The organism is Pukyongiella litopenaei (assembly GCF_003008555.2).
GTDB lineage: Bacteria > Pseudomonadota > Alphaproteobacteria > Rhodobacterales > Rhodobacteraceae > Pukyongiella > Pukyongiella litopenaei.
This window is the reverse complement of record NZ_CP027665.1, coordinates 2,666,151-2,686,218: the sequence shown is the minus strand read 5'-3', so window position 1 is coordinate 2,686,218 and position 20,068 is coordinate 2,666,151. Positions and strand designations below refer to the sequence as shown.

Below are 20,068 nucleotides of genomic sequence, written 5' to 3'. Positions count from 1 at the left end.
ACCCGGCGATCGCGGCAACCTGTACCCGGAACGCACCGCGTTTCGGGCTTGTCGCCCAGCCGGTTTCGGCCCAAACCGGTGACGCGCACCCAGCACGAGGAAAAGACGCCATGACCGCCACGGACCCCGCCCGCCTGACCGCCGACCTGATCCGCTGCCCCTCGGTCACACCTGCCGAGGGCGGGGCGCTGGTGCTGTTGCAGGAGTTCCTGGAACGGGCCGGGTTTGCCTGCACCCGCGTGGATCGCGGCGGGGTCTGCAACCTGTTCGCGCGCTGGGGCGAAAAAGGCCATGCGCGCAGTTTCGGGTTCAACGGGCATACCGATGTCGTCCCCGTGGGCGATGAAGCCGCCTGGACCGTCGACCCGTTCGCCGCCGAGGAACGCGACGGGCGGCTTTACGGGCGCGGGGCGACCGACATGAAATCGGGCGTGGCCGCTTTTGCCGCGGCGGCGGTCGATTTCGTGCGCGACACGCCCCCTGACGGCGCGGTCATCCTGGCCATCACCGGCGACGAGGAAGGCGACGCGATCGATGGCACGGTCGCGCTGCTCGATCACATGGCCGCCACCGGCGAGGCGATGTCGGTCTGCCTCGTGGGTGAACCGACCTGCCCCGACCGGATGGGCGAGATGATCAAGATCGGTCGGCGCGGTTCGCTGACCGCCCGGTTCACCGTGACCGGAGTTCAGGGCCATTCCGCCTATCCCCACCGCGCCCGCAACCCGCTGCCGGCGATGGTGCGGCTGATGGACCGGCTGGCCAGCCACGACCTGGACACCGGCACGGATCATTTCGACGCCTCGACGCTCGCGGTCGTCACCGTCGACACCGGCAACCCCGCCAGCAACGTGATCCCGGCCCAGTGCCGGTCGACCGTCAACATCCGGTTCAACGACGCCCATTCCGGCGAGACCCTGACCGGCTGGCTCCGCGACGAAGCCGCCGGCGTGGCCGCAGACTTCGGTGTCGATATCGCCGTGGACGTGTCCATCTCGGGCGAAAGTTTCCTGACCCCGCCGGGGGCGTTGTCGGACCTGGTCGCCGCCGCGGTCGAGGCGGAAACCGGGGTCACGCCGGTCCTGTCCACCTCGGGCGGCACCTCGGATGCGCGGTTCGTCAAGGATCACTGCCCGGTGGTCGAGTTCGGGCTGGTGGGAAAGACCATGCACCAGGTGGATGAAAGCGTGGAAATCGCCCAGATCCACCAGTTGAAAGCCGTCTATGCCCGCATCCTGCGGGATTACTTTGCCTGACGGCGCCCGGCCGTTCGCGCGGCTGTCCGGCGGCTGTCCGGCGGCGTATTTTTCACCATGACGCGCTTGCGCACCCATGCTAGGGCGAAGACATGACAAGGATCCCGACCAAGCCGGAAATCCTCGACTGGATCGCGGCCAACCCGACCCTGACCTCCAAACGCGACATCGCCAAGGCCTTCGGGATCAAGGGGGCCGCGCGGATCGACCTCAAGCGGCTGCTGAAGGAACTCGAGGCCGAGGGCCATCTCGAAAAGCGCAAGCGCAGCTATCGCGACCCGGACCGGCTGCCGCCGGTCAGCGTATTGCAGATCAAGGCGCCCGATGGCGATGGCGACCTGTTCGCCCGCCCGCTGGAATGGCATGGCGAAGGGGTCGAACCGCTGGTGCTGGTGATCCCGCGCGCATCCGACCCGGCCCTGGGCGAAGGCGACCGGATCCTGGCCCGGCTGACCCCGGTGCAGGAGGCCGATCATAATTACGAGGCCCGGCTGATCCGGCGCATCGGCACCAATCCCAAACGCGTGCTGGGCGTGTTCCGCAAGGGTGCCGAGGGCGGGCGTATCGTGCCGATCGACAAATCCGCCAGCACCGAATGGCTGGTGGCCGACGCCGCCCGCCACGGTGCCAAGGACGGCGAACTGGTCGAGGCCGAACAGGCCGGGCCGCGAAATCGGCTGGGCCTGCCCAAAGCCCGGATCGTCAACCGGCTGGGCGATCCCTCCGCGCCAAGGGCGGTGTCGCTGATCGCCATCCACCAGCATGGCATTCCCGACGATTTTCCCGACGCGGTCATTGCCGAGGCCGATGCCTGCAAACCCGCCGGGCTGAAGGGGCGCACCGACCTGCGCGACCTGCCGCTGATCACCATCGACCCGGCGGATGCGCGCGACCATGACGACGCCTGCTATGCCCAGCCCGATGACGACCCGAACAACCCCGGCGGGCATGTGATCTGGGTCGCGATCGCCGATGTGGCCGCCTATGTGCGCCCCGGTTCGGCGCTGGACCGCGAGGCGCGCAACCGTGGCAATTCGACCTATTTCCCCGACCGGGTGGTGCCGATGCTGCCCGACCGGCTGTCAGGCGATCTGTGTTCGCTGCACGAAGGCGTTCCGCGCGCCTGCATCGTGGCGCGGATGCGCATCGATGCCGAGGGTATGCTGATCGGTCACGATTTTCACCGCGCGCTGATGCGCTCGGCCGCCTCGCTGCATTACGGCGAGGTGCAGGACGCGGTCGACGGCACCCCCAACGACCGCACCGCGCCGCTGCTCGACCCGGTGCTGACGCCGCTGTTCGCCGCCTATGACGCCCTGAAACAGGCGCGCGCCCATCGCCAGCCGCTGGATCTGGACCTGCCCGAACGGCGGATCGTTCTGGGCGAGGACGGCAAGGTGCAGTCGGTCGCCTTCCGCGACCGGCTGGATGCGCACCGGCTGATCGAGGAATTCATGGTGCTGGCCAATGTCTGCGCCGCGCAGACGCTGATCGCCAGACGCTCGCCGCTGCTGTTCCGGGTGCACGAGGAACCGTCGCCGGAAAAGCTCGACGCGCTGCGCGAAACCGCCCGGGCGGCCGGCCTGACGCTGGCCAAGGGGCAGGTCCTGCAGACCCGGCACCTGAACGCGCTGCTGAACGCCGCCGCCGGGACCGACGATGCCGAGCTGATCAACATGTCCACCCTGCGGTCGATGACACAGGCTTATTACAGCCCCGAGAATTTCGGACATTTCGGTCTGGCGTTGCAGCATTATGCCCATTTCACCTCGCCGATCCGGCGCTATGCCGACCTGGTGGTGCACCGGGCGCTGATCGCGGCCCATGGCTGGGGCGGAAACAGGGACGGGTTGCAGCCCGACGAGATCGACCGGCTGGAGGACACCGCCACCCATATCTCGGATACCGAACGCCGGTCGATGATGGCCGAACGCGACACCACCGACCGCTATCTCGCCGCCTACCTGTCGGAACGGGTGGGCAACGAATTTACCGGTCGGATCAGCGGCATCGCCCGCTTCGGCGCCTTTGCCAAGCTCGACGAGACCGGCGCCGACGGGCTGATCCCGATCCGGTCGCTGGGGCGCGAATATTTCCATTTCGACCGCGAGGCCGGCACGCTGATGGGGGCCGATACCGGGCTGACCATCGGCATCGGCCAGCGGGTCACCGTGCGGCTGGCGCAGGCGACGCCGGTGACAGGCGGGCTCGAACTGGAGCTGCTGTCGGTTGACGACAAGACGCTGCCGCGCGGCCCGACACCGGCCCGGCGGAAAGGAGGCCCGCGACGCGGCACCACCGGCGCCAGGCACAAGGCCGACAAGCTGAAGCGCAAGCTCAGGCGGCGGCGGTAACCCGCCCCGGCAGCGGCCCGGTCACGAGACATCTTGCCCGGACCGGATGCTGGCGTAACATGGCGGCGAGGAACTGAGCGGGATCGCACCCATGAATGACCGGATCGGCATCGCGTTGGCCGTGACCGTGCTGGCCACGGGCGCACAGGCAACACCCACCGCCGTCGCCCCTCCGTCAGGGGCCGGGACTCCGGCGGCATTGCTGCTGGCGCAATCCCCGCGCCCGGTGGCCCGGCCGGAGATCGTGATGACGACAACCGCAACCACCGACCAGGCAGGCGGCGGATTTGGCGACTGGCTCGCGGCCTATCGCATCCACGCGCAGCAACAGGGCATCGACGGCGCGACGCTGGACCGCGCCCTGCCCGGCCTGAGCTATGACGCCGAGGTGATCCGCCGCGACCGCCGGCAATCGGAATTCACCAAGACGATCTGGGACTACCTCGACACCGCCGTATCCGATGCGCGGGTCGCCAACGGGCGCAAGGCGGTGGCGGCGAACGCCCGGACGCTGGCGGCGATCGAGGCGAAATACGGCGTGAACCGGCATATCGTCGCCGCGATCTGGGGGCTGGAAAGCGCCTATGGCAGCTATCGCGGGACCGACAGCACGCTGCGGTCGCTGGCCACGCTGGCCTATGATTCCCGCCGTGGCGCGTTCTTCGAGGAACAGCTGACCGAGGCGCTGCGGATCCTGCAATCCGGCGCGGTGGCCCCGGAAAACCTGCGCGGTAGCTGGGCCGGCGCGATGGGCCATACCCAGTTCATGCCGACATCGTGGCGCGATCACGCGGTCGATTTCGACGGCGACGGCCGGCGCGACATCTGGGGCGACGACCCGGCCGATGCCCTGGCCTCGACGGCCGCCTATCTGAAGAACCACGGCTGGGTGAGCGGCCAGCCCTGGGGTGTCGAGGTGGTCCTGCCCGAAGGCTTCGATCACCGGCAGGCCGATCGCCGGATCCTCAGGACGCCCGCCGAATGGGCCGCGCTCGGGGTGCTGCCACCCGATGGCAGGACGCCGGACAGCGATGATGCGGCATCGGTGCTGCTGCCCGCGGGCGGGAATGGCGCGGCCTTCATGATCTTCGGCAACTTCGAGGTGCTGGAAAGCTACAACACCGCCGACGCCTATGTGATCGGGGTGGGCCACCTGGCCGACCGGATCGCCGGCGGGCCGCCGATCCATGGCGGCTGGCCCCGTGGCGACCGCGCGCTGACCTATGACGAACGGATCGAATTGCAGGAGCGGCTGACCAGCGCCGGGTTCGACACCGTCAAGATCGACGGGCGCATCGGCCCGCTGACCATCGACGCGGTGCGCGCCTACCAGGTCGCCACCGGCCTGATGCCGGACGGCTATGCCTCGCCCCGGCTGCTCGACAGCCTGCGCTGACACGGCCACCGGGGTCAGGCCAGCCTGACTTTTCCGCGCGCGCATGCGTGCTAGACTTCCGTCATTGCTCGCGAATCAGATTGGAGAAACCGATGGCCGACAAGGGTCTTACGGAAAAGGACAAGAAGAAGATCGAGGTCCAGCTGAAGGACATCAAGAAGTTCATCAAGACGATCGAATCCATGGGCGGCGAGGTGCCCAAGCCGCTGAAGAAGTCGCTGAAACACCTGGAAACCGCGCTGAACACCGGCAAGGACCTGGCAAAGGCGGCGGAAGAGGCCAGCCGCGACCTGAAGGCCTATGAAAAGGACCTGATGAGCGCCTGCAAGACCGTGGACCAGGAAATGCAGATGGTCTGCGAGGCAAAGGTCGCCCGCAAGTGGCAGGCCCGCAGCGTGAAATGGACACTGGACCCGAAGAACGAGAAAAGCGTGATTTCGAAGTTCATCAAGAAAACCGTGCAGCGCTACACGCCGTCGGTGATCTGCAAACACTGGGATTACTGCGCCAAGACCGAAAAGAAGGCGGCGGCGAAGTAACGGCCCGGCCGACCCGCGCCTAGCGGGACGCGGCCATCAGGGCGCGGGCGCGGGCGCGGCCCAGTTCGATCCGGCAGGACCGGATGGCAATGCCCGTGCCCGATCCGCCGCCATAGGTCGCGCCGATGAACTCGCAATGGGCATCGCGATAGGCGCTCCACGCGGCCTGCCCCGCCTCCAGAGCCCTGACCGCGACGTCCCGGCCGGTGGTCTGATCCAGTTCCCGTGCCGACGCGGTGGCAAACCCCAGCGCAGAGGCAACGACACCGTCCACGGTCTCCTCGACCTTTGCCAGACAATCGGCGATTTCGATCTGGCTGCTGCCGCCGCACTCCATGTCCGGGCTCGCCATCGCCCCCACGGGCAGCGCCCACACGGCCAGCGCCGCGACCGACGATACAGGTTTCATCCGCAATCCCCCGTCTCTTTCCGGGCCGATCAGCCCGGGCTCATGCCGCGCAGCCGTTCGGACCGGCGGCGCAGGAGTTCGACCACGCTCAGCAATGCGATCGAGATCGCGACCAGGATCGTCGCGACCGCGAGTATGGTGGGCGAGATCTGTTCGCGCAGGCCCGTGAACATCTGCCAGGGCAGCGTCTTCTGCCCCGCCGAGCCGACGAACAGCACCACCACAACCTCGTCGAAGGAGGTGATGAAGGCAAACAGCCCGCCCGAGATCACGCCGGGCAGGATCAGCGGCATCTGCACCCGGAAAAAGGTCGTCACCGGGTTTGCGCCCATATTCGCCGCGGCCCGCGTCAGCGACCGGTCGAACCCGACCAGGGTGGCGGTGACGGTGATGATGACGAACGGGATGCCCAGCGCCGCATGGGCCAGCACCACGCCGAAATAGGTGCCCTGCAACCCGACCCGCGAATAGAAGAAATACATGCCGGCGGCCGATATGATCAGCGGCACGATCATCGGCGAGATCAGCACCGCCATGATCGCGCGGCGGAACGGCACATGGGGCTGCGACAGCCCGATCGCGGCCAGCGTCCCGAAACAGACCGACAGCAGCGTCGCCATCGGCGCGATCAGCAGCGAATTGCGCAGCGCGTTCTGCCAGTCCGCGTTGGAAAAGAAGTCGCGGTAATGCTTCAGCGAATAGCCATCGGGATCGAACCGCAGCATTTCCGGCGTGAAGGTAAAGAAATCCTGGGCGTTGAAGCTCAGCGGCATCACCACCAGGATCGGCGTGATCAGAAAGATGAAGATCGCCCCGCAGATGCACAGGAAACTGTATTCCCACAGCACCTGCCCCGGCGTGAGATAGGGCGCCAGCCCGTCGCGATACCGGCCCTGCCAGATCCAGTAGGCGAACCAGCCGAAGAACCAGCCGAACAGCGCGCCGACCACCGCGCCCGACAGACCGGCCATGGCGAACCCGGTGCCGAGAAACGCGGCCAGCACCACCCATCGCACCCGCCGCTCGCTGCTCTCGGGCAGGCGCGTGACGACAAAGCCGATCACGGCCAGCAGCACCGCACCGATAACGACCCCGGCGCCACCGTTGCCCTGCGAGGTGCCGACGAACAGACCCGCGACACCCCCGGCGGCGGCGCAAACGGCGGCGACAAAACGGCCGGAGCGCTTTTCGATCGTGGTCAGCTTCATGGCCCTATCCCAGCTTCACGTTGTCGATGCCCACGATCTTGTCATAGGCCCAGTAGAGGATCAGCACGACCACCAGCAGGATCGTGCCCAGCGCCGCGGCCAGCCCCCAGTTCAGCGATGTCGAGACATGGAACGCGATCTGGTTCGAGATGAACACGCCCTTGGTGCCGCCGACCAGTTCCGGGGTGATGTAATACCCGATCGACAGGATGAACACGAGGATCGAGCCTGCGCCGATGCCCGGCACCGATTGCGGGAAATAGACCCGCCAGAACGCGGTCCAGTTGGTCGCGCCCATCGACTTGGCCGCGCGCAGATAGCTGGGCGGGATCGTCTGCATCACCGAATACATCGGCAGGATCATGAATGGCAGCAGGATATGGGTCATCGCCACGATGGTGCCGAACTGGTTGTTGATCATCACCAGCCGGCTGGCATCGTCCACCAGACCCAGCCAGACCAGCGTGTCGTTGATCACGCCCTGTTGTTGCAGCATCACCTTCCAGGCCGATGTGCGCACCAGCAGCGAGGTCCAGAACGGTAGCAGCACCAGGATCAGCAGCAGGTTGGCCTTGCGCGAGGGCAGGTTGGCCAGCAGCCAGGCCACCGGGTATCCCAGCGTGATGCAGCACAGGCAGATGATCAGCGACATGAACATGGTTCGCGCGAAGAGCGTGAAATAGATGCGCTCGTTCTCGGGGCGCAGTTCGGGCCCGTCCGGCGTCTTTTCCATATCGACGGCATTCAGGAAATAGCCGTTGGTGTAGCGCGGCGAATAGGACTGGATGGTGCGCCAGATGCCGGGGTCGCCCCATTTGTCGTCCATATCCAGGAACTTGTCCCTGAACGGCCCGTCGGCGGCGATATCCCATTTCTTGACCTTGCGCCCGGCCTTGCGGAACAGCGAGGAAATGCCGGGGTTCTCATAGTTCAGGCGCGACCCGACGCGGGTGTGCATCTTGGCCTCTGCCGCGATCTGCAGGTCCTCGGCCAGCGCGGCATAGACCGGTTCGCCGGGGGCCTCGCCGCTGTCGGCATCCCAGTCGGCCAGCGCGACCACGGTGCGCGGCAGCGTATCGGACACGATCTGGTTTTCCAACGACCGGAACAGCATGTCGGCGATCGGCAGCAGAAAGGTCAGCAGCACGAAGACCAGCAGCGGCGCGATCAGCGCCAGCGCCCGCATCTTCTGCATCCGCAGGGCGCGGCTGAGGCTGCGTTTGAGCGGCGTCCCGTCGGCGGCCAGAACCGGGCCGGTCTCGCTGGCGTCGCTCATTCAGCGCCCTCCACCACGATGATCACGCTGTCGGCGCTGCGGCGCCGGATCTCCGCGACTTTCTGGTATTCCGGGTCGTGATAGGCGGCCCTGGCCGCCGCGTAGGTCGGGAACTCGATCACGACATGGCGGTCATGGCTCTCGCCCTCCGGCACATCGGACGGGCCGCCCCGGACAACGAACCGGCCGCCCAGCCTCTCGAGGATCGGCGTGTCCAGCCGGATATAGTCCTTGTAGGCCTCAGGATCGGTCACGGTGATATGGCCGATGATGTATCCTTTGGGCATGGGTGTCTCCTGCCGGTCGCGGGGGTCGGAACGGGCCAAGATCGGCCCGCCCCGCTGTCATGCTCGGATAGGTTTACTGCGCCAGCCACGACTGGAACTTGGCGTTCAGGTCGTCGCGGTTGTCGGCCCACCATTCGTAGTCATAGATATGGGTGTTGCCCGCATTGGCCGGGTCGGTCGGCATGTGCGGCGCCATGTCGATGCCCAGGTCGGCATGCTGCCCCACCAGCGGCGCCGAGGATTTCCGTGCCGGCCCGTAGGAGATGAACTTGGCCTGGTCCGCCAGCCGCTGGGTGTCGGTGGCAAACTTCAGGAAATCCATGACGCGGGCATGGCGGTCGGCGGGCAGGTTCGCGGGCACGACCCAGCCGTCGAGGTCAAAGCTCTGCATGTCCCAGAGCATCCCGATCGGCTGGCCCTGTTCGGCAATCGCCGAGAACAGGCGGCCGTTATAGGTCGAGCCCATCACCACCTCGCCATCGGCGAGTAGCTGCGGGGTTTCGGCACCCGCAGACCACCAGACGACGCTGTCCTTGATCGTGCCGAGCTTGGCCAGCGCGCGGTCGACGCCCTCGTCGGTGCTGAGCACGTCATAGATCTCGTCCTTGTCGACACCGTCGCAGTAGAGCGCCCATTCCAGGTTGTCGATCGGGCGTTTCTGCAGCGCGCGCTTGCCGGGGTATTTCTCGAGGTCGAACACGTCGCAGACACTGCTGGGCGGCGTGTCGCCCACCATGTCGGTGCGATAGCCGAAGGTGGTCGAATAGACGATCTGCGGCACGAAACAGTCGCTGACCAGCAGGTCGCCGAAATCCTCGGATGCCGATGTGCCGTCGGGTGCGGCGGCCAGCACCGCGTCATGGTCCAGTTCCTCGATCAGGCCTTCGTCGCACATGCGCATCGCGTCCGATGCAACCGCATCGACGAGATCCCAGGTGACATTGCCCGCCTCGGTCATGGCCCGCATCTTGGCGGTCGCCTCGGCAGAGCTTTCGTCCCAGACCACCTTCACCTCGGGATGCATCTCGAGATAGGGCTCGACATAGGCCTTGACCTGGCTGGCCTGATAGGCACCGCCCCAGCTGACCAGCGTCATCTCGTTGGCCATCTCCTGGGCAAAGGCCGGAGCACACAGCGCCGTGCAGGCCGCCAGTGCAGCTATGGGTTTCTTGTACATCTCATACTCCCTGTATTGATTTTCACTTACCACCGCGCGGGGCCGTTCAGGCATCCAGCGCGCGGCAATCCTCGGGCAGCCAGCCGATTTCGATCTGCTGGCCGGGTTTCAGACGGTCCACGTCGGGCGCGTTGCGGGTCTTGATGACGAATTCGTCATTGCCCGCCACCTTCAGCCGGGTGCGGAAGATGTCGCCCATGTAGATGAACTCCAGCACTTCCGCCTTCAGCGTATGCACGCCGTCCTGCAGGCGGTCGCGATTGTATTCCACCCGTTCGGGGCGAATCGACACGCGGGTGCGTTCGCCGGGCTGGCTGACATTCACCGGCTTGCAGTCGATCAGTTCGCCATCGTCGAGCTGCACCACGGCCACGCCGCCGTTGATTTCCCGGACCACGCCTTCAAGCGTGTTGTTTTCGCCGATGAACTGGGCGACGAAACTGTTCTCGGGCGCCTCGTAGAGCTGGTCCGGCGGGGCGAGCTGCTGGATCACGCCGTCGTTGAACACGGCCACCCGGTCCGACATGGTCAGCGCCTCGGTCTGGTCGTGGGTCACATAGACCACGGTGATGCCCAGATCGTCGGCGATGCGCTTGATCTCGAACTGCATATGCTCGCGCAGCTGCTTGTCCAGCGCGCCCAGCGGTTCGTCCATCAGCACCAGCTCGGCCTCGAACACCAGCGCCCGCGCCAGCGCGATACGCTGCTGCTGGCCGCCCGAGAGCTGCGCCGGGCGCCGCCCGCCGAACTCGCCCATCTGCACCATGTCCAGCGCGCGCCGGACCTTCTGCTCGCGCTCGGATTTGCCCAGCTTGCGCACTTCCAGCGGGAAAGACAGGTTCTCGGCCACGGTCATATGCGGGAACAGCGCGTAGTTCTGGAACACCATGCCGATCCCGCGCTTGTGCGGAGGGATGTTGTTGATCGACACGCCGTCCAGCCGGATATCGCCATGGGTGGCAGTCTCGAACCCGGCCAGCATCATCAGGCAGGTGGTCTTGCCCGATCCGGACGGCCCCAACATGGTCAGGAACTCGCCCTTGGGCATCACGAGGTTGAGATCTTTGACGACCAGCGTCTCGCCGTCATAGCTTTTCTGAACACGCTCGAATTCGACGAACGCTTCCGGGTTTCCGGTTTCGGCCAAAAGGCGGCTCCCCTGTTATTATCGTGCGGTTGCTCCGCATCGTCTGTGGGTGAGTGTAAGCACAGCAAAGGGCATGGTTGCAACCGGATCGAATATCGCGGCCAATTCCGGGGGCCGCAGAGGCACGGGGGTCGCATGATGACCGGCCCACTTGACTGGCCCCGCGCGGCCGCCGCACGACCTGGCAACCAGATGGAGACATGTCATGCCAGCCACCGCATTACCCTTCGAAACGGACGAGTATGCCACCCGGATCGCCAGGACGCGCAGGGCGATGGACCGGGCCGGGTTGCAGGCGCTGGTGATCAGCGATCCGTCCAACATGGCATGGCTCACCGGCTATGACGGCTGGTCCTTCTATGTGCATCAGGCGGTGGTGCTGCCGGCCCGGGGCGACCCGATCTGGTGGGGCCGGCGCCAGGACGCCAACGGCGCCCGGCGCACGGTCTGGATGGCTGGCGACAACATCCGGTCCTATGCCGATCACTATGTGCAGTCGGCCACCTGCCACCCGATGGAAGATCTCGCGCGGCTGCTGGCCGATTGCGGCCTCGGGTGGGCGCGAATCGGGGTCGAGATGGACAATTACTATTTCACCGCTCGCGCCATGGCGGTGCTGACCAGGGAACTGGAGGGCGCCCACTGGCGCGACGCCACGGGGCTAGTGAACCGGCAACGGGCGGTGAAATCCGCCGCCGAACTGGCCTTCATGCGCAAGGCGGCGGCAATCTCGGAAAAGGTAGTCGACGGGCTGCTGGAACGGGTCGAGCCCGGCCTGCCGAAAAACGAACTGGTCGCCGAGATCTACCGCGACGCGATCCGGGGCACCGGCGAGGCCTGGGGCGATTATCCGGCCATCGTGCCGCTGCTACCGTCGGGGGCCGATGCCGCCGCGCCGCACCTGACCTGGGACGGGCGGCCCTTCGAGACCGGGGCGGCAACCTTCTTCGAAATCTCCGGCTGCTATCGCCGCTATCACGCGCCGCTCTGCCGCACCGTGTATCTGGGCTCACCGCCCGATCATATCCGCCGCGCCGAGGCGGCGCTGGTCGAGGGACTGGAGGCGGGCCTGCAGGCCGCGCGGGCCGGCAACCGCGCCTGCGACATCGCCGCCGCCCTGGCCGCGCCGCTGACACGGGCCGGGATCGAACGCGGCGCGCGCTGCGGTTATCCGGTGGGGCTGAGCTATCCGCCCGACTGGGGCGAACGCACCATTTCACTGCGCGACGGCGACGAAACCGTGCTGGAACCGGGCATGACCTTTCACTTCATGCCCGGCCTGTGGATGCAGGACTGGGGGCTCGAGATCACCGAAACCATCCTGATCCGCGACAGCGGACCGGCCGAAACCCTGTGCGACCGACCCCGAAAGCTGTTCGTCAAACCCTAGGCCGCGGATTGCAGCAGCCCCTGCGCGGTGACCGCATCCAGCGTTTCGTCCAGCGCCTTGCGCGCGCGTGCGACCAGTTCGTCGATCTCGGCCGGGGTGATCACCAGCGGCGGCGATATCACCATCCGGTCGCCCACATGGCGCATCACCAGGTCGTTGGCGAAACAGCGTTCGCGGCAGATCAGCCCGACCGTCCCGGCACCGGCGGCGAACCGGGCCCGCGCCGCCTTGTCCGGCGTGAGCGCGATCGACCCCATCATGCCGACGATCCTGGCCTCGCCGACCAGCGGATGATCGGCCAGGCCCTCCCAAGCGGCCCGCAGATGCGGCGCGGCCACGTCGCGGACATGGTCGATCACCTTTTCCTCTTCGAGGATGCGCAGGTTCTCGAGCGCCACCGCCGCGGCCACCGGATGCCCCGAATAGGTATAGCCGTGATTGAATTCGCCCCGCGCGATCACCTCGGCCACCTCGTCGCAGACCATCGACCCGCCGATCGGCGCATAGCCCGACGACAGCCCCTTGGCGATCGACATGATATGGGGCCGGATACCCAGCGTCTGCGACCCGAACCAGTTGCCGGTGCGCCCGAACCCGCAGATCACCTCGTCGGCGATCAGCAGGATCTCGTACTTGTCGCAGATCCGCTGGATCTCGGGCCAGTAGCTGTCGGGCGCGACGATCACCCCCCCTGCCCCCTGCACCGGCTCGGCGATGAAGGCGGCGACGCGGTCCTCGCCCAGTTCGAGGATCGCCCGTTCCAGTTCCCGGGCGCGGGCGATGCCGAATTCCTCGGGGCTCATGTCGCCCCCTTCGGCCCACCAGTCCGGCTGCGGGATATGGTGAATGTCGGGGATCGGCAGGCTGCCCTGTTCATGCATCGGAACCATGCCGCCCAGGCTGGCCCCGCCCATGGTCGAGCCATGATAGGCGTTCTCGCGGCTGATGATGATGTTTTTCCGCGGCTTTCCCTTCACCGACCAGTAATGGCGCACCATGCGGATATTGGTGTCGTTGGCCTCAGACCCCGAGCCCGCGAAGAAGACGTGGTTAAGGTCGCCCGGCGCCAGTTCGGCCAGCTTTGCCGCCAGCGCTATGGCCGGGACATGGGTGGTCTGGAAAAAGGTGTTGTAATAGGGCAGTTCGCGCATCTGGCGGGCCGCCGCCTCGGCCAGTTCGTCGCGGCCATAGCCGATATTGACGCACCACAGCCCGGCCATCCCGTCGAGGATCTCGTTGCCGTCGCTGTCGGTCAGGAACACGCCGCTGGCGCGGGTGATGACGCGCGCGCCCTTGCCGGCCAGTTCCCCGCCCGCGGTAAAGGGGTGCATGTGATGCGCCGCATCCAGCGCTTGCAGGTCTTCGGTGGGCAGATGATTGGTGATGACGGTCATGGCACGGCTCCTTCGGCGATTTCGCCCATAATATGATCAAATTTTCCAGCGTCAATCGAATCAGTTCGGGCCGGTCAGCACCGCGGCCACCTGCTCCATGCCGTCCTCGACATCGCTGACGATCGCGCGGGCGGCGGCGGTTGCATCGCCATCCGCCAGCGCCGCCATCAATTCCTTGTGGCGGTCGGGCAGGTTCTGGGTGCCGAACCGCCCGCAGACCACCCGCAGCGACGGCCCGAACCGCAGCCAGAGCCGGTCGGTCATTTCCGCCAGCACCGGGGCCTGCGCCTGGGCATAGAGCACCGCGTGGAACTGGTAGTTGCGCCGCAGGTATCCGGCCACATCCCCGGCGGCAATGGCATCGTCGAGCCGGGCATCAATGCGCGTCAGCTCGTCGATCACCGCCGGTTTGACATGCCGGGACGCGCGGATAACAAGTTCACTTTCCACGGTTTTTCTGAGAAACAGGAGCTGGTCCAGATCCCCCGCGCTCAGCGTGGGCACGCTGACCCGGCGGTTGCCCTGAAACGCCAACGCCCCGTCCGAGATCAGCCGGCGGATCGCCTCGCGCACCGGCGTCATGCCGGCGCCCAGCGCCTCGGTCAGCCCCTGGATCGTCACCGGCTGGCCGGGGATCAGGTCGCCGAACAGGACCTGTTCGCGCAGGCGCCGATAGACCTGTTCATGGGCCGGCGCGGGCCGTGCCGCGGGTGTTTTAGGTTGCTGTGTCACGGTTTCCATTTGCCCTCCGATCGCAGGGGCGGACCGCTGCCGCCCAGCCCGGCGCCAACGGCTCTTGCCTGTTTTCCACTTGCATGTGAACATATCCGCTATTGCCGAAACAGGCAAAACTTGATCAAATAATTATGCCGGGACACACCCGGCCCAACCTGGGAGAAACCAACAGGATGAAAACCGGAACGCTTTGCCTGACCGCCACGCTGGCACTGGCCGCCGCCACCGCCGGCGCCGACGAGGTGCGGGTCTACAACTGGTCCGACTATATCGACGAAGAGCTGCTGGAGAAATTCGAGACCGAAACCGGCCTCGATCTCGTCTATGACGTGTTCGACAGCAACGAGGTCCTGGAAACCAAGATGCTGGCCGGCGGATCCGGCTATGATGTCGTGGTGCCCACCGGCACCTTCCTGCAGCGCCAGATCAGCGCCGGCGCGTTCCAGAAGCTGGACAAGGACCAGCTGCCCAACCTCGTCAACATGTGGGACATGATCTCGGAACGCACCGCCCAGTACGATCCGGGCAATGAATACGCGATCAACTACATGTGGGGGTCCACCGGGCTCGGCCTGAACATCGCCAAGGTGAAGGAAGCCCTGGGCGAGGACGCCCCGCTGAACAGCATGGACCTGGTCCTCAAACCCGAGAACATGGAAAAGCTGGCCGCCTGCGGCGTGCATTTCCTCGATTCGCCGTCCGAGATCATCCCGATGGCGCTGAAATACATCGGCGAGGACCCCGACAGCCACGATGTCGACGTGATCGGCAAGGTGGAAGACGTGCTGATGGCGGTCCGCCCCTATGTGCAGAAATTCCATTCGTCGGAATACATCAACGCGCTGGCCAATGGCGACATCTGCGTGGCGATCGGCTGGTCCGGCGACGTGCTTCAGGCACGCGACCGCGCCGACGAGGCCGGCAACGGGGTCGAGATCGGCTATTTCGCCTTCAACAGCGGATCGCAGATGTGGTTCGACCAGATGGCGATCCCGGTCGATGCGCCCAACCCGGACGGGGCGCATGTGTTCCTGAACTTCATCATGGATGCGCAGAACATGGCCGCCGCGTCGAACTATGTCTACTACGCCAACGGCAACAAGGCATCGCAGGAGTTTCTCGACGAGGAGGTGATTTCCGACCCGGCGATCTACCCGGACGAGGAAACGATGGCGAACCTCTACACCACCACCCCCTACGCACCCAAGGTGCAGCGGGCGGTGACCCGGCTCTGGACCAAGATCAAGTCCGGCACCTGAGACGACACGCGGAAGGCGGGCCCTGTGCCCGCCTTTTTGATGCCAAGGAAGGAGCCGCCTTTGCCAGCCGACATCTTTGCCCCCTGGGATGATCCCGCAGCCAGCCCGCTGATCCGGTTTCGGAACGTCACCAAACGGTTCGGCGACTTCACCGCGATTGATGATCTTTCGATCGACATCTTCGAACGGGAGTTCTTTGCCCTGCTCGGCCCTTCGGGCTGCGGCAAGACGACGATGATGCGGATGCTGGCCGGGTTCGAAACGCCGACCGAGGGCGTGATCGAACTGGACGGGCGGAACATCGCGCCGGTGCCGCCGAACAAGCGCCCCGTGAACATGATGTTCCAATCCTACGCGCTGTTCCCGCATCTCAGCGTCTGGGACAACATCGCCTTCGGGCTGCGCCGGACCGACATGGCCAAGGACGCCATCGCCGCGCGGGTCGAGGACATGCTGAAACTGACCCGGCTGGAACGGTTTTCGCGCCGCAAGCCGCACCAGATCTCGGGCGGCCAGCGGCAGCGGGTGGCGCTGGCGCGATCGCTGGCCAAGGCGCCCAAGCTGCTGCTGCTCGACGAACCGCTGGGCGCGCTGGACAAGAAACTGCGGCAGGATACCCAGTTCGAACTGATGGATATCCAGGAATCCACCGGGACGACCTTCGTGATCGTCACCCACGACCAGGAGGAAGCGATGACCGTCGCCAGCCGCGTCGCGGTGATGGATCAGGGCCGCATCGTCCAGGCCGCCCCGCCCGCGCGGATCTACGAGGAACCGAATTCGGTCTATGTCGCCGATTTCATCGGCGAGGTGAACATCATCGACGGCAACGCCGCCTACCAGGGGGACGACAGCTATCGCATCGACTGGGCCGAAGGCCTGGAGCCGCTGACGGCGCATTCCGGCCGCCGGATCGAAAGCGGGCGCTGCCATCTGGCGATCCGTCCCGAAAAGATCGCGATTTCCGCCGAACGCCCCGCGGATGCCGCCAACGCGGTGCAGGGCAAGGTGCATGACATCGCCTATCTGGGCAATATCTCGACCTATCACGTCGCACTGCCGGGCGGTCAGCTCATCAAGGCCCAGACCGCCAACAACCGGCGGATCGCGCGGCGCAGTTTCACCTGGGAAGACCCCGTCTGGCTGTCCTGGACCGCCACCGCCGGCGTCCTGCTGGCCGAGTGATGCGGCGGTTCCTTCTCATCGCGGTGCCCTATCTGTGGCTGCTGGCGCTGTTTCTGGTGCCCTTCTTCATCGTGCTGAAGATATCGCTGTCGGATACGGCGCTGATGCGCCCGCCCTACCTGCCGCAATTCGACTGGGCCACCGGCATCCGGGCCTTCGTGAAGGACCTGGATTTCGAGAATTTCTGGTTCCTGACCACCGATGCCCTCTATTGGAAGGCCTATCTGAGCAGTCTCAGGATCGCGCTGATCTCGACCGTGCTGACGCTGCTGGCCGGATATCCCATCGCCTATGCCATGGCCCGCGCCCCCGAGGAATGGCGCCCGACGCTGATGATGCTGATCATCCTGCCCTTCTGGACCAGTTTCCTGATCCGGGTCTATGCGTGGATGGGGATCCTGTCGAACGAAGGGTTCCTGAACCAGTTCCTGCTGTGGACCGGGATCATCTCCGAACCGCTGACGATCCTGAACACCAGCACCGCGGTCTATATCGGCATCGTCTATACCTACCTTCCGTTCATGGTCCTGCCGATCTATGCCGCGCTCGAACGCATGGACGAATCGCTGAACGAGGCGGCCGAGGACCTGGGCTGTTCGCGGCTGTCCGCCTTCTGGCTGGTCACCGTGCCGCTGTCGCGCAACGGGATCATCGCCGGGTCGTTCCTGGTGTTCATCCCGGCGCTGGGTGAATTCGTGATCCCGTCGCTGCTGGGCGGGTCGGGCACGCTGATGATCGGCAAGGTCCTGTGGGAGGAATTCTTCTCGAACCGGGACTGGCCGGTGGCCTCGGCGGTGGCCGTGGTGCTGCTGCTGATCCTGATCGTGCCGATCGTGCTGTTCCAGCGCAACCAGCAGAAGCAGGCGGAGGCCGACCAATGAGGCGGCTGAGCTGGTTCAACACCGTTTCGCTGACGCTGGGATTCGCGTTTCTCTACATCCCGATGATCATCCTGGTCATCTACAGCTTCAACGAAAGCAAGCTGGTCACCGTCTGGGCCGGGTTCTCGACCAGGTGGTATGGCGAACTGATGCAGAACGAAGCGTTCCTGAACGCCGCCTGGGTCACGCTGAAGGTGGCGGTGTTCTCGTCGTCCATCGCCACGGTGCTGGGCACGATGGCGGCCTATGTGCTGGTGCGCGGGGGCCGTTTTTTCGGGCGCACGCTGTTTTCCGGCATGATCTATGCGCCGCTGGTGATGCCCGAGGTGATCACCGGTCTGTCGCTGCTGCTGCTGTTCATCGGCATCGGGCTGGACCGGGGCGTGCTGACCATCGTGCTGGCGCATACCACCTTTTCGATGTGTTATGTCTCGGTCGTCGTTTCGTCGCGGCTGGTCACGTTCGACCGGTCGCTGGAGGAAGCCGCGCTGGACCTGGGCTGTTCTCAGGCCGAGGCGTTCCGGCTCGTCACCCTGCCGATCATCGCGCCGGCGGTGATCTCGGGCTGGCTGCTGGCCTTTACCCTGTCGCTCGACGACCTGGTGATCGCGTCCTTCACCTCGGGCCCCTCGGCCACCACCCTGCCGATCAAGATCTTCTCGGCGGTGCGGCTCGGCGTCAGCCCGGAAATCAACGCCTTGTCGACCATCCTGATCGGCATCGTCACCGTCGGGGTGATAACCGCCTCGCTGGTGTCCAAGCGGCGCAGCCTGCGCCTGCAGAGCGAAGAACGGGCCGCAGAACGGGCGCAATGAGGCGTATCTTTCCTGACTATGCCTACGGGCCGGGGCCACGCGGCAATTGCTGGTGGGACGACACCGCACCCGCGCCCGACTGGCCGACGCAGGCGGAATCGGACCGGGTGGACGCGACCATCATCGGCGCCGGGTTCACCGGGCTCTCCGCGGCGCTGGCACTGGCCGAAGCGGGTGCCACGGTCGCCGTGCTTGAGGCGGGACCACCCGGCTGGGGCGCGTCGGGCCGCAATGGCGGCTTCTGCTGCCTGGGCGGTTCGCGGATCTCGGAACGGGCGCTGGCGCGGCGTGCGGGCCGCGCCAGCGCGGCCGCCTATTGGCAGGCCGAGCATGACGCGGTGGATCGCGTGGCCCGCGTTCTGGCACGTTACGACATCGATGCCGACACCCATTCGCAGGGCGAAACCATCCTGGCCCACCGGCCACGGCACATGGCGCGGCTGCGCCGCCAGGCCCGGACCCTGGCCGCCGAGGGGCAACCGGCGCAGGTTACCGAACGCGAGGATCTCGTGGCGCAGGGGATGGGCGGGCCGTTTCACGGTGCGCTCACCCTGCCGGTGGGTTTTGCCCTGAACCCGCGAAAATACCTGTTCGGCCTTGCCCGCGCGGCGACCGCCGCCGGCGCCCGCCTGTATCAGGACAGCCCGGCAACCTCGCTCCTGCGCGACGGGGCCGGATGGCGGGTGACGACACCGCGCGGCAGCATGGCCGCCGATCAGGTGCTGGTCGCCACCAATGGCTATTCCAGCGAGGATCTGCCCGACTGGCTGTCCGGGCGCTATCTGCCGGCGCAATCCGCGGTGATGGTGACCCGCCCGCTGCGCGATACCGAGCGTGCGGCACAGGGCTGGACCAGCGGCCAGATGGCCTATGACACCCGCAACCTGCTGCACTATTTCCGGCTGATGCCCGATGGACGGTTCCTGTTCGGGATGCGCGGCGGGCTGCTCTCATCGCCCCGCGCCGATGCGGGCAACCGGCAGCGGCTGCGGCGGCATTTCGACGCCATGTTCCCCGCCTGGCGCAACGTAGAGGCGACACATATGTGGGCAGGTTTCGTGTGCATGACGGCGGCACGGACACCCTTTGCCGGGCCGGTGCCCGACCGCCCGGGCCTGTTCGCCGCGCTGGGTTTTCACGGCAACGGGGTGGCGATGGGCAGCCATGCCGGGGCGCTGGTGGCCGAGGAAATGGCCACCGGGCGTGCCGCACCGGACTGTCCCGACGTGATACGCCGACCGCCCGGCCGGTTCCCGCTGGGCCGGTTCCGGCGCCTGCTGATGCCACCGCTTTACGCCGGGCTGGCGTCTACCGACCTGTGAACGGCGGCGTTGACAACGGGCAGGCCGTGCCGCATCCC

18 protein-coding genes are annotated in these 20,068 nt (G+C 66.2%); 10 read left to right on the top strand and 8 right to left on the bottom strand.

What is annotated here, in order from left to right; translation table 11 throughout:
- Positions 1 to 110 precede the first annotated feature (110 nt).
- The 4 genes from dapE to C6Y53_RS13415 all read left to right on the top strand — a co-directional run bounded on the left by dapE (position 111) and on the right by C6Y53_RS13415 (position 5,545).
- On the top strand, positions 111 to 1,256 hold the full coding sequence (gene dapE / locus C6Y53_RS13430) for a succinyl-diaminopimelate desuccinylase (RefSeq protein WP_106472885.1): 1,146 nt from the start codon (positions 111 to 113) through the stop codon (positions 1,254 to 1,256).
- A gap of 92 nt (positions 1,257 to 1,348) precedes the next feature.
- Entirely contained in the window at positions 1,349 to 3,610 is a 2,262-nt protein-coding gene (gene rnr / locus C6Y53_RS13425; RefSeq protein ID WP_106472884.1) for a ribonuclease R, read from the top strand.
- 91 nt (positions 3,611 to 3,701) lie between these two features.
- On the top strand, positions 3,702 to 5,006 hold the full coding sequence (locus tag C6Y53_RS13420) for a lytic murein transglycosylase (RefSeq protein WP_106472883.1): 1,305 nt from the start codon (positions 3,702 to 3,704) through the stop codon (positions 5,004 to 5,006).
- Positions 5,007 to 5,098: 92 nt separating this feature from the next.
- Positions 5,099 to 5,545 (top strand): hypothetical protein, encoded by a 447-nt coding sequence (locus C6Y53_RS13415; RefSeq protein ID WP_106472882.1) that lies wholly within the window; start codon positions 5,099 to 5,101, stop codon positions 5,543 to 5,545.
- Positions 5,546 to 5,564: 19 nt separating this feature from the next.
- On the opposite strand, the gene C6Y53_RS13410 is transcribed toward C6Y53_RS13415, so the two are convergent.
- The 6 genes from C6Y53_RS13410 to C6Y53_RS13385 all read right to left on the bottom strand — a co-directional run bounded on the left by C6Y53_RS13410 (position 5,565) and on the right by C6Y53_RS13385 (position 11,049).
- Positions 5,565 to 5,954, bottom strand: a complete 390-nt coding sequence (locus C6Y53_RS13410) for a lysozyme inhibitor LprI family protein (RefSeq protein ID WP_244614835.1) — start codon at positions 5,952 to 5,954, stop codon at positions 5,565 to 5,567.
- A 29-nt stretch (positions 5,955 to 5,983) separates the two neighbouring features.
- Positions 5,984 to 7,162: an ABC transporter permease gene (locus tag C6Y53_RS13405; RefSeq protein WP_106472881.1), complete on the bottom strand. Its 1,179-nt coding sequence runs from the start codon at positions 7,160 to 7,162 to the stop codon at positions 5,984 to 5,986.
- A 4-nt stretch (positions 7,163 to 7,166) separates the two neighbouring features.
- Positions 7,167 to 8,438, bottom strand: a complete 1,272-nt coding sequence (locus tag C6Y53_RS13400; RefSeq protein WP_106472880.1) for an ABC transporter permease — start codon at positions 8,436 to 8,438, stop codon at positions 7,167 to 7,169.
- On the bottom strand, positions 8,435 to 8,725 hold the full coding sequence (locus tag C6Y53_RS13395) for a DUF1330 domain-containing protein (RefSeq protein WP_106472879.1): 291 nt from the start codon (positions 8,723 to 8,725) through the stop codon (positions 8,435 to 8,437). Before C6Y53_RS13395 ends, C6Y53_RS13400 begins: the two co-directional genes overlap by 4 nt.
- A gap of 73 nt (positions 8,726 to 8,798) precedes the next feature.
- On the bottom strand, positions 8,799 to 9,902 hold the full coding sequence (locus tag C6Y53_RS13390; protein ID WP_106472878.1) for an extracellular solute-binding protein: 1,104 nt from the start codon (positions 9,900 to 9,902) through the stop codon (positions 8,799 to 8,801).
- Positions 9,903 to 9,948: 46 nt separating this feature from the next.
- Positions 9,949 to 11,049 carry an ABC transporter ATP-binding protein gene (locus C6Y53_RS13385; RefSeq protein WP_106472877.1) on the bottom strand — a complete coding sequence of 367 codons (1,101 nt, stop codon included), beginning with the start codon at positions 11,047 to 11,049 and terminating at the stop codon, positions 9,949 to 9,951.
- Between the two features lie 205 nt (positions 11,050 to 11,254).
- On the opposite strand from C6Y53_RS13385, the gene C6Y53_RS13380 reads away from it, so the two are divergent.
- The gene (locus C6Y53_RS13380) at positions 11,255 to 12,439 is read left to right on the top strand and encodes a M24 family metallopeptidase (RefSeq protein WP_106472876.1); all 1,185 of its coding nucleotides are present in this window, start codon (positions 11,255 to 11,257) and stop codon (positions 12,437 to 12,439) included.
- Here C6Y53_RS13380 and C6Y53_RS13375 read toward each other — a convergent pair.
- Together C6Y53_RS13375 and C6Y53_RS13370 are read right to left on the bottom strand one after the other, a co-directional pair.
- Complete coding sequence (locus tag C6Y53_RS13375) at positions 12,436 to 13,833, bottom strand: aspartate aminotransferase family protein (protein ID WP_106472875.1); 1,398 nt, start codon at positions 13,831 to 13,833, stop codon at positions 12,436 to 12,438. The genes C6Y53_RS13380 and C6Y53_RS13375 overlap by 4 nt on opposite strands.
- A 60-nt stretch (positions 13,834 to 13,893) precedes the next feature.
- Positions 13,894 to 14,574: a GntR family transcriptional regulator gene (locus tag C6Y53_RS13370; RefSeq protein WP_106472874.1), complete on the bottom strand. Its 681-nt coding sequence runs from the start codon at positions 14,572 to 14,574 to the stop codon at positions 13,894 to 13,896.
- A 167-nt stretch (positions 14,575 to 14,741) separates the two neighbouring features.
- On the opposite strand from C6Y53_RS13370, the gene C6Y53_RS13365 reads away from it, so the two are divergent.
- The 5 genes from C6Y53_RS13365 to C6Y53_RS13345 are packed head-to-tail and all read left to right on the top strand — an operon-like array spanning position 14,742 to position 20,030.
- Positions 14,742 to 15,827: a polyamine ABC transporter substrate-binding protein gene (locus C6Y53_RS13365; RefSeq protein ID WP_106474107.1), complete on the top strand. Its 1,086-nt coding sequence runs from the start codon at positions 14,742 to 14,744 to the stop codon at positions 15,825 to 15,827.
- A gap of 39 nt (positions 15,828 to 15,866) precedes the next feature.
- Entirely contained in the window at positions 15,867 to 17,012 is a 1,146-nt protein-coding gene (locus tag C6Y53_RS13360) for an ABC transporter ATP-binding protein (protein ID WP_425300362.1), read from the top strand.
- Positions 17,012 to 17,893, top strand: coding sequence for an ABC transporter permease subunit (locus tag C6Y53_RS13355; RefSeq protein ID WP_106472872.1), 882 nt, complete (start codon positions 17,012 to 17,014; stop codon positions 17,891 to 17,893). The genes C6Y53_RS13360 and C6Y53_RS13355 overlap by 1 nt, the downstream gene beginning before the upstream one ends.
- Positions 17,890 to 18,708 carry an ABC transporter permease gene (locus C6Y53_RS13350; protein WP_106472871.1) on the top strand — a complete coding sequence of 273 codons (819 nt, stop codon included), beginning with the start codon at positions 17,890 to 17,892 and terminating at the stop codon, positions 18,706 to 18,708. Before C6Y53_RS13355 ends, C6Y53_RS13350 begins: the two co-directional genes overlap by 4 nt.
- Complete coding sequence (locus tag C6Y53_RS13345) at positions 18,705 to 20,030, top strand: NAD(P)/FAD-dependent oxidoreductase (protein ID WP_106472870.1); 1,326 nt, start codon at positions 18,705 to 18,707, stop codon at positions 20,028 to 20,030. Before C6Y53_RS13350 ends, C6Y53_RS13345 begins: the two co-directional genes overlap by 4 nt.
- Positions 20,031 to 20,068: the final 38 nt, after the last annotated feature.

What these genes read in the sequence shown, in the direction of transcription:
- dapE (WP_106472885.1), top strand. Translation starts at nt 111, where the DNA reads ATGACCGCCACGGACCCCGCCCGCCTGACCGCCGACCTGATCCGCTGC.
- rnr (WP_106472884.1), top strand. Translation starts at nt 1,349, where the DNA reads ATGACAAGGATCCCGACCAAGCCGGAAATCCTCGACTGGATCGCGGCC.
- C6Y53_RS13420 (WP_106472883.1), top strand. Translation starts at nt 3,702, where the DNA reads ATGAATGACCGGATCGGCATCGCGTTGGCCGTGACCGTGCTGGCCACG.
- C6Y53_RS13415 (WP_106472882.1), top strand. Translation starts at nt 5,099, where the DNA reads ATGGCCGACAAGGGTCTTACGGAAAAGGACAAGAAGAAGATCGAGGTC.
- C6Y53_RS13410 (WP_244614835.1), bottom strand. Translation starts at nt 5,954, where the DNA reads ATGAAACCTGTATCGTCGGTCGCGGCGCTGGCCGTGTGGGCGCTGCCC.
- C6Y53_RS13405 (WP_106472881.1), bottom strand. Translation starts at nt 7,162, where the DNA reads ATGAAGCTGACCACGATCGAAAAGCGCTCCGGCCGTTTTGTCGCCGCC.
- C6Y53_RS13400 (WP_106472880.1), bottom strand. Translation starts at nt 8,438, where the DNA reads ATGAGCGACGCCAGCGAGACCGGCCCGGTTCTGGCCGCCGACGGGACG.
- C6Y53_RS13395 (WP_106472879.1), bottom strand. Translation starts at nt 8,725, where the DNA reads ATGCCCAAAGGATACATCATCGGCCATATCACCGTGACCGATCCTGAG.
- C6Y53_RS13390 (WP_106472878.1), bottom strand. Translation starts at nt 9,902, where the DNA reads ATGTACAAGAAACCCATAGCTGCACTGGCGGCCTGCACGGCGCTGTGT.
- C6Y53_RS13380 (WP_106472876.1), top strand. Translation starts at nt 11,255, where the DNA reads ATGCCAGCCACCGCATTACCCTTCGAAACGGACGAGTATGCCACCCGG.
- C6Y53_RS13375 (WP_106472875.1), bottom strand. Translation starts at nt 13,833, where the DNA reads ATGACCGTCATCACCAATCATCTGCCCACCGAAGACCTGCAAGCGCTG.
- C6Y53_RS13370 (WP_106472874.1), bottom strand. Translation starts at nt 14,574, where the DNA reads ATGGAAACCGTGACACAGCAACCTAAAACACCCGCGGCACGGCCCGCG.
- C6Y53_RS13365 (WP_106474107.1), top strand. Translation starts at nt 14,742, where the DNA reads ATGAAAACCGGAACGCTTTGCCTGACCGCCACGCTGGCACTGGCCGCC.
- C6Y53_RS13360 (WP_425300362.1), top strand. Translation starts at nt 15,867, where the DNA reads ATGCCAAGGAAGGAGCCGCCTTTGCCAGCCGACATCTTTGCCCCCTGG.
- C6Y53_RS13355 (WP_106472872.1), top strand. Translation starts at nt 17,012, where the DNA reads ATGCGGCGGTTCCTTCTCATCGCGGTGCCCTATCTGTGGCTGCTGGCG.
- C6Y53_RS13350 (WP_106472871.1), top strand. Translation starts at nt 17,890, where the DNA reads ATGAGGCGGCTGAGCTGGTTCAACACCGTTTCGCTGACGCTGGGATTC.
- C6Y53_RS13345 (WP_106472870.1), top strand. Translation starts at nt 18,705, where the DNA reads ATGAGGCGTATCTTTCCTGACTATGCCTACGGGCCGGGGCCACGCGGC.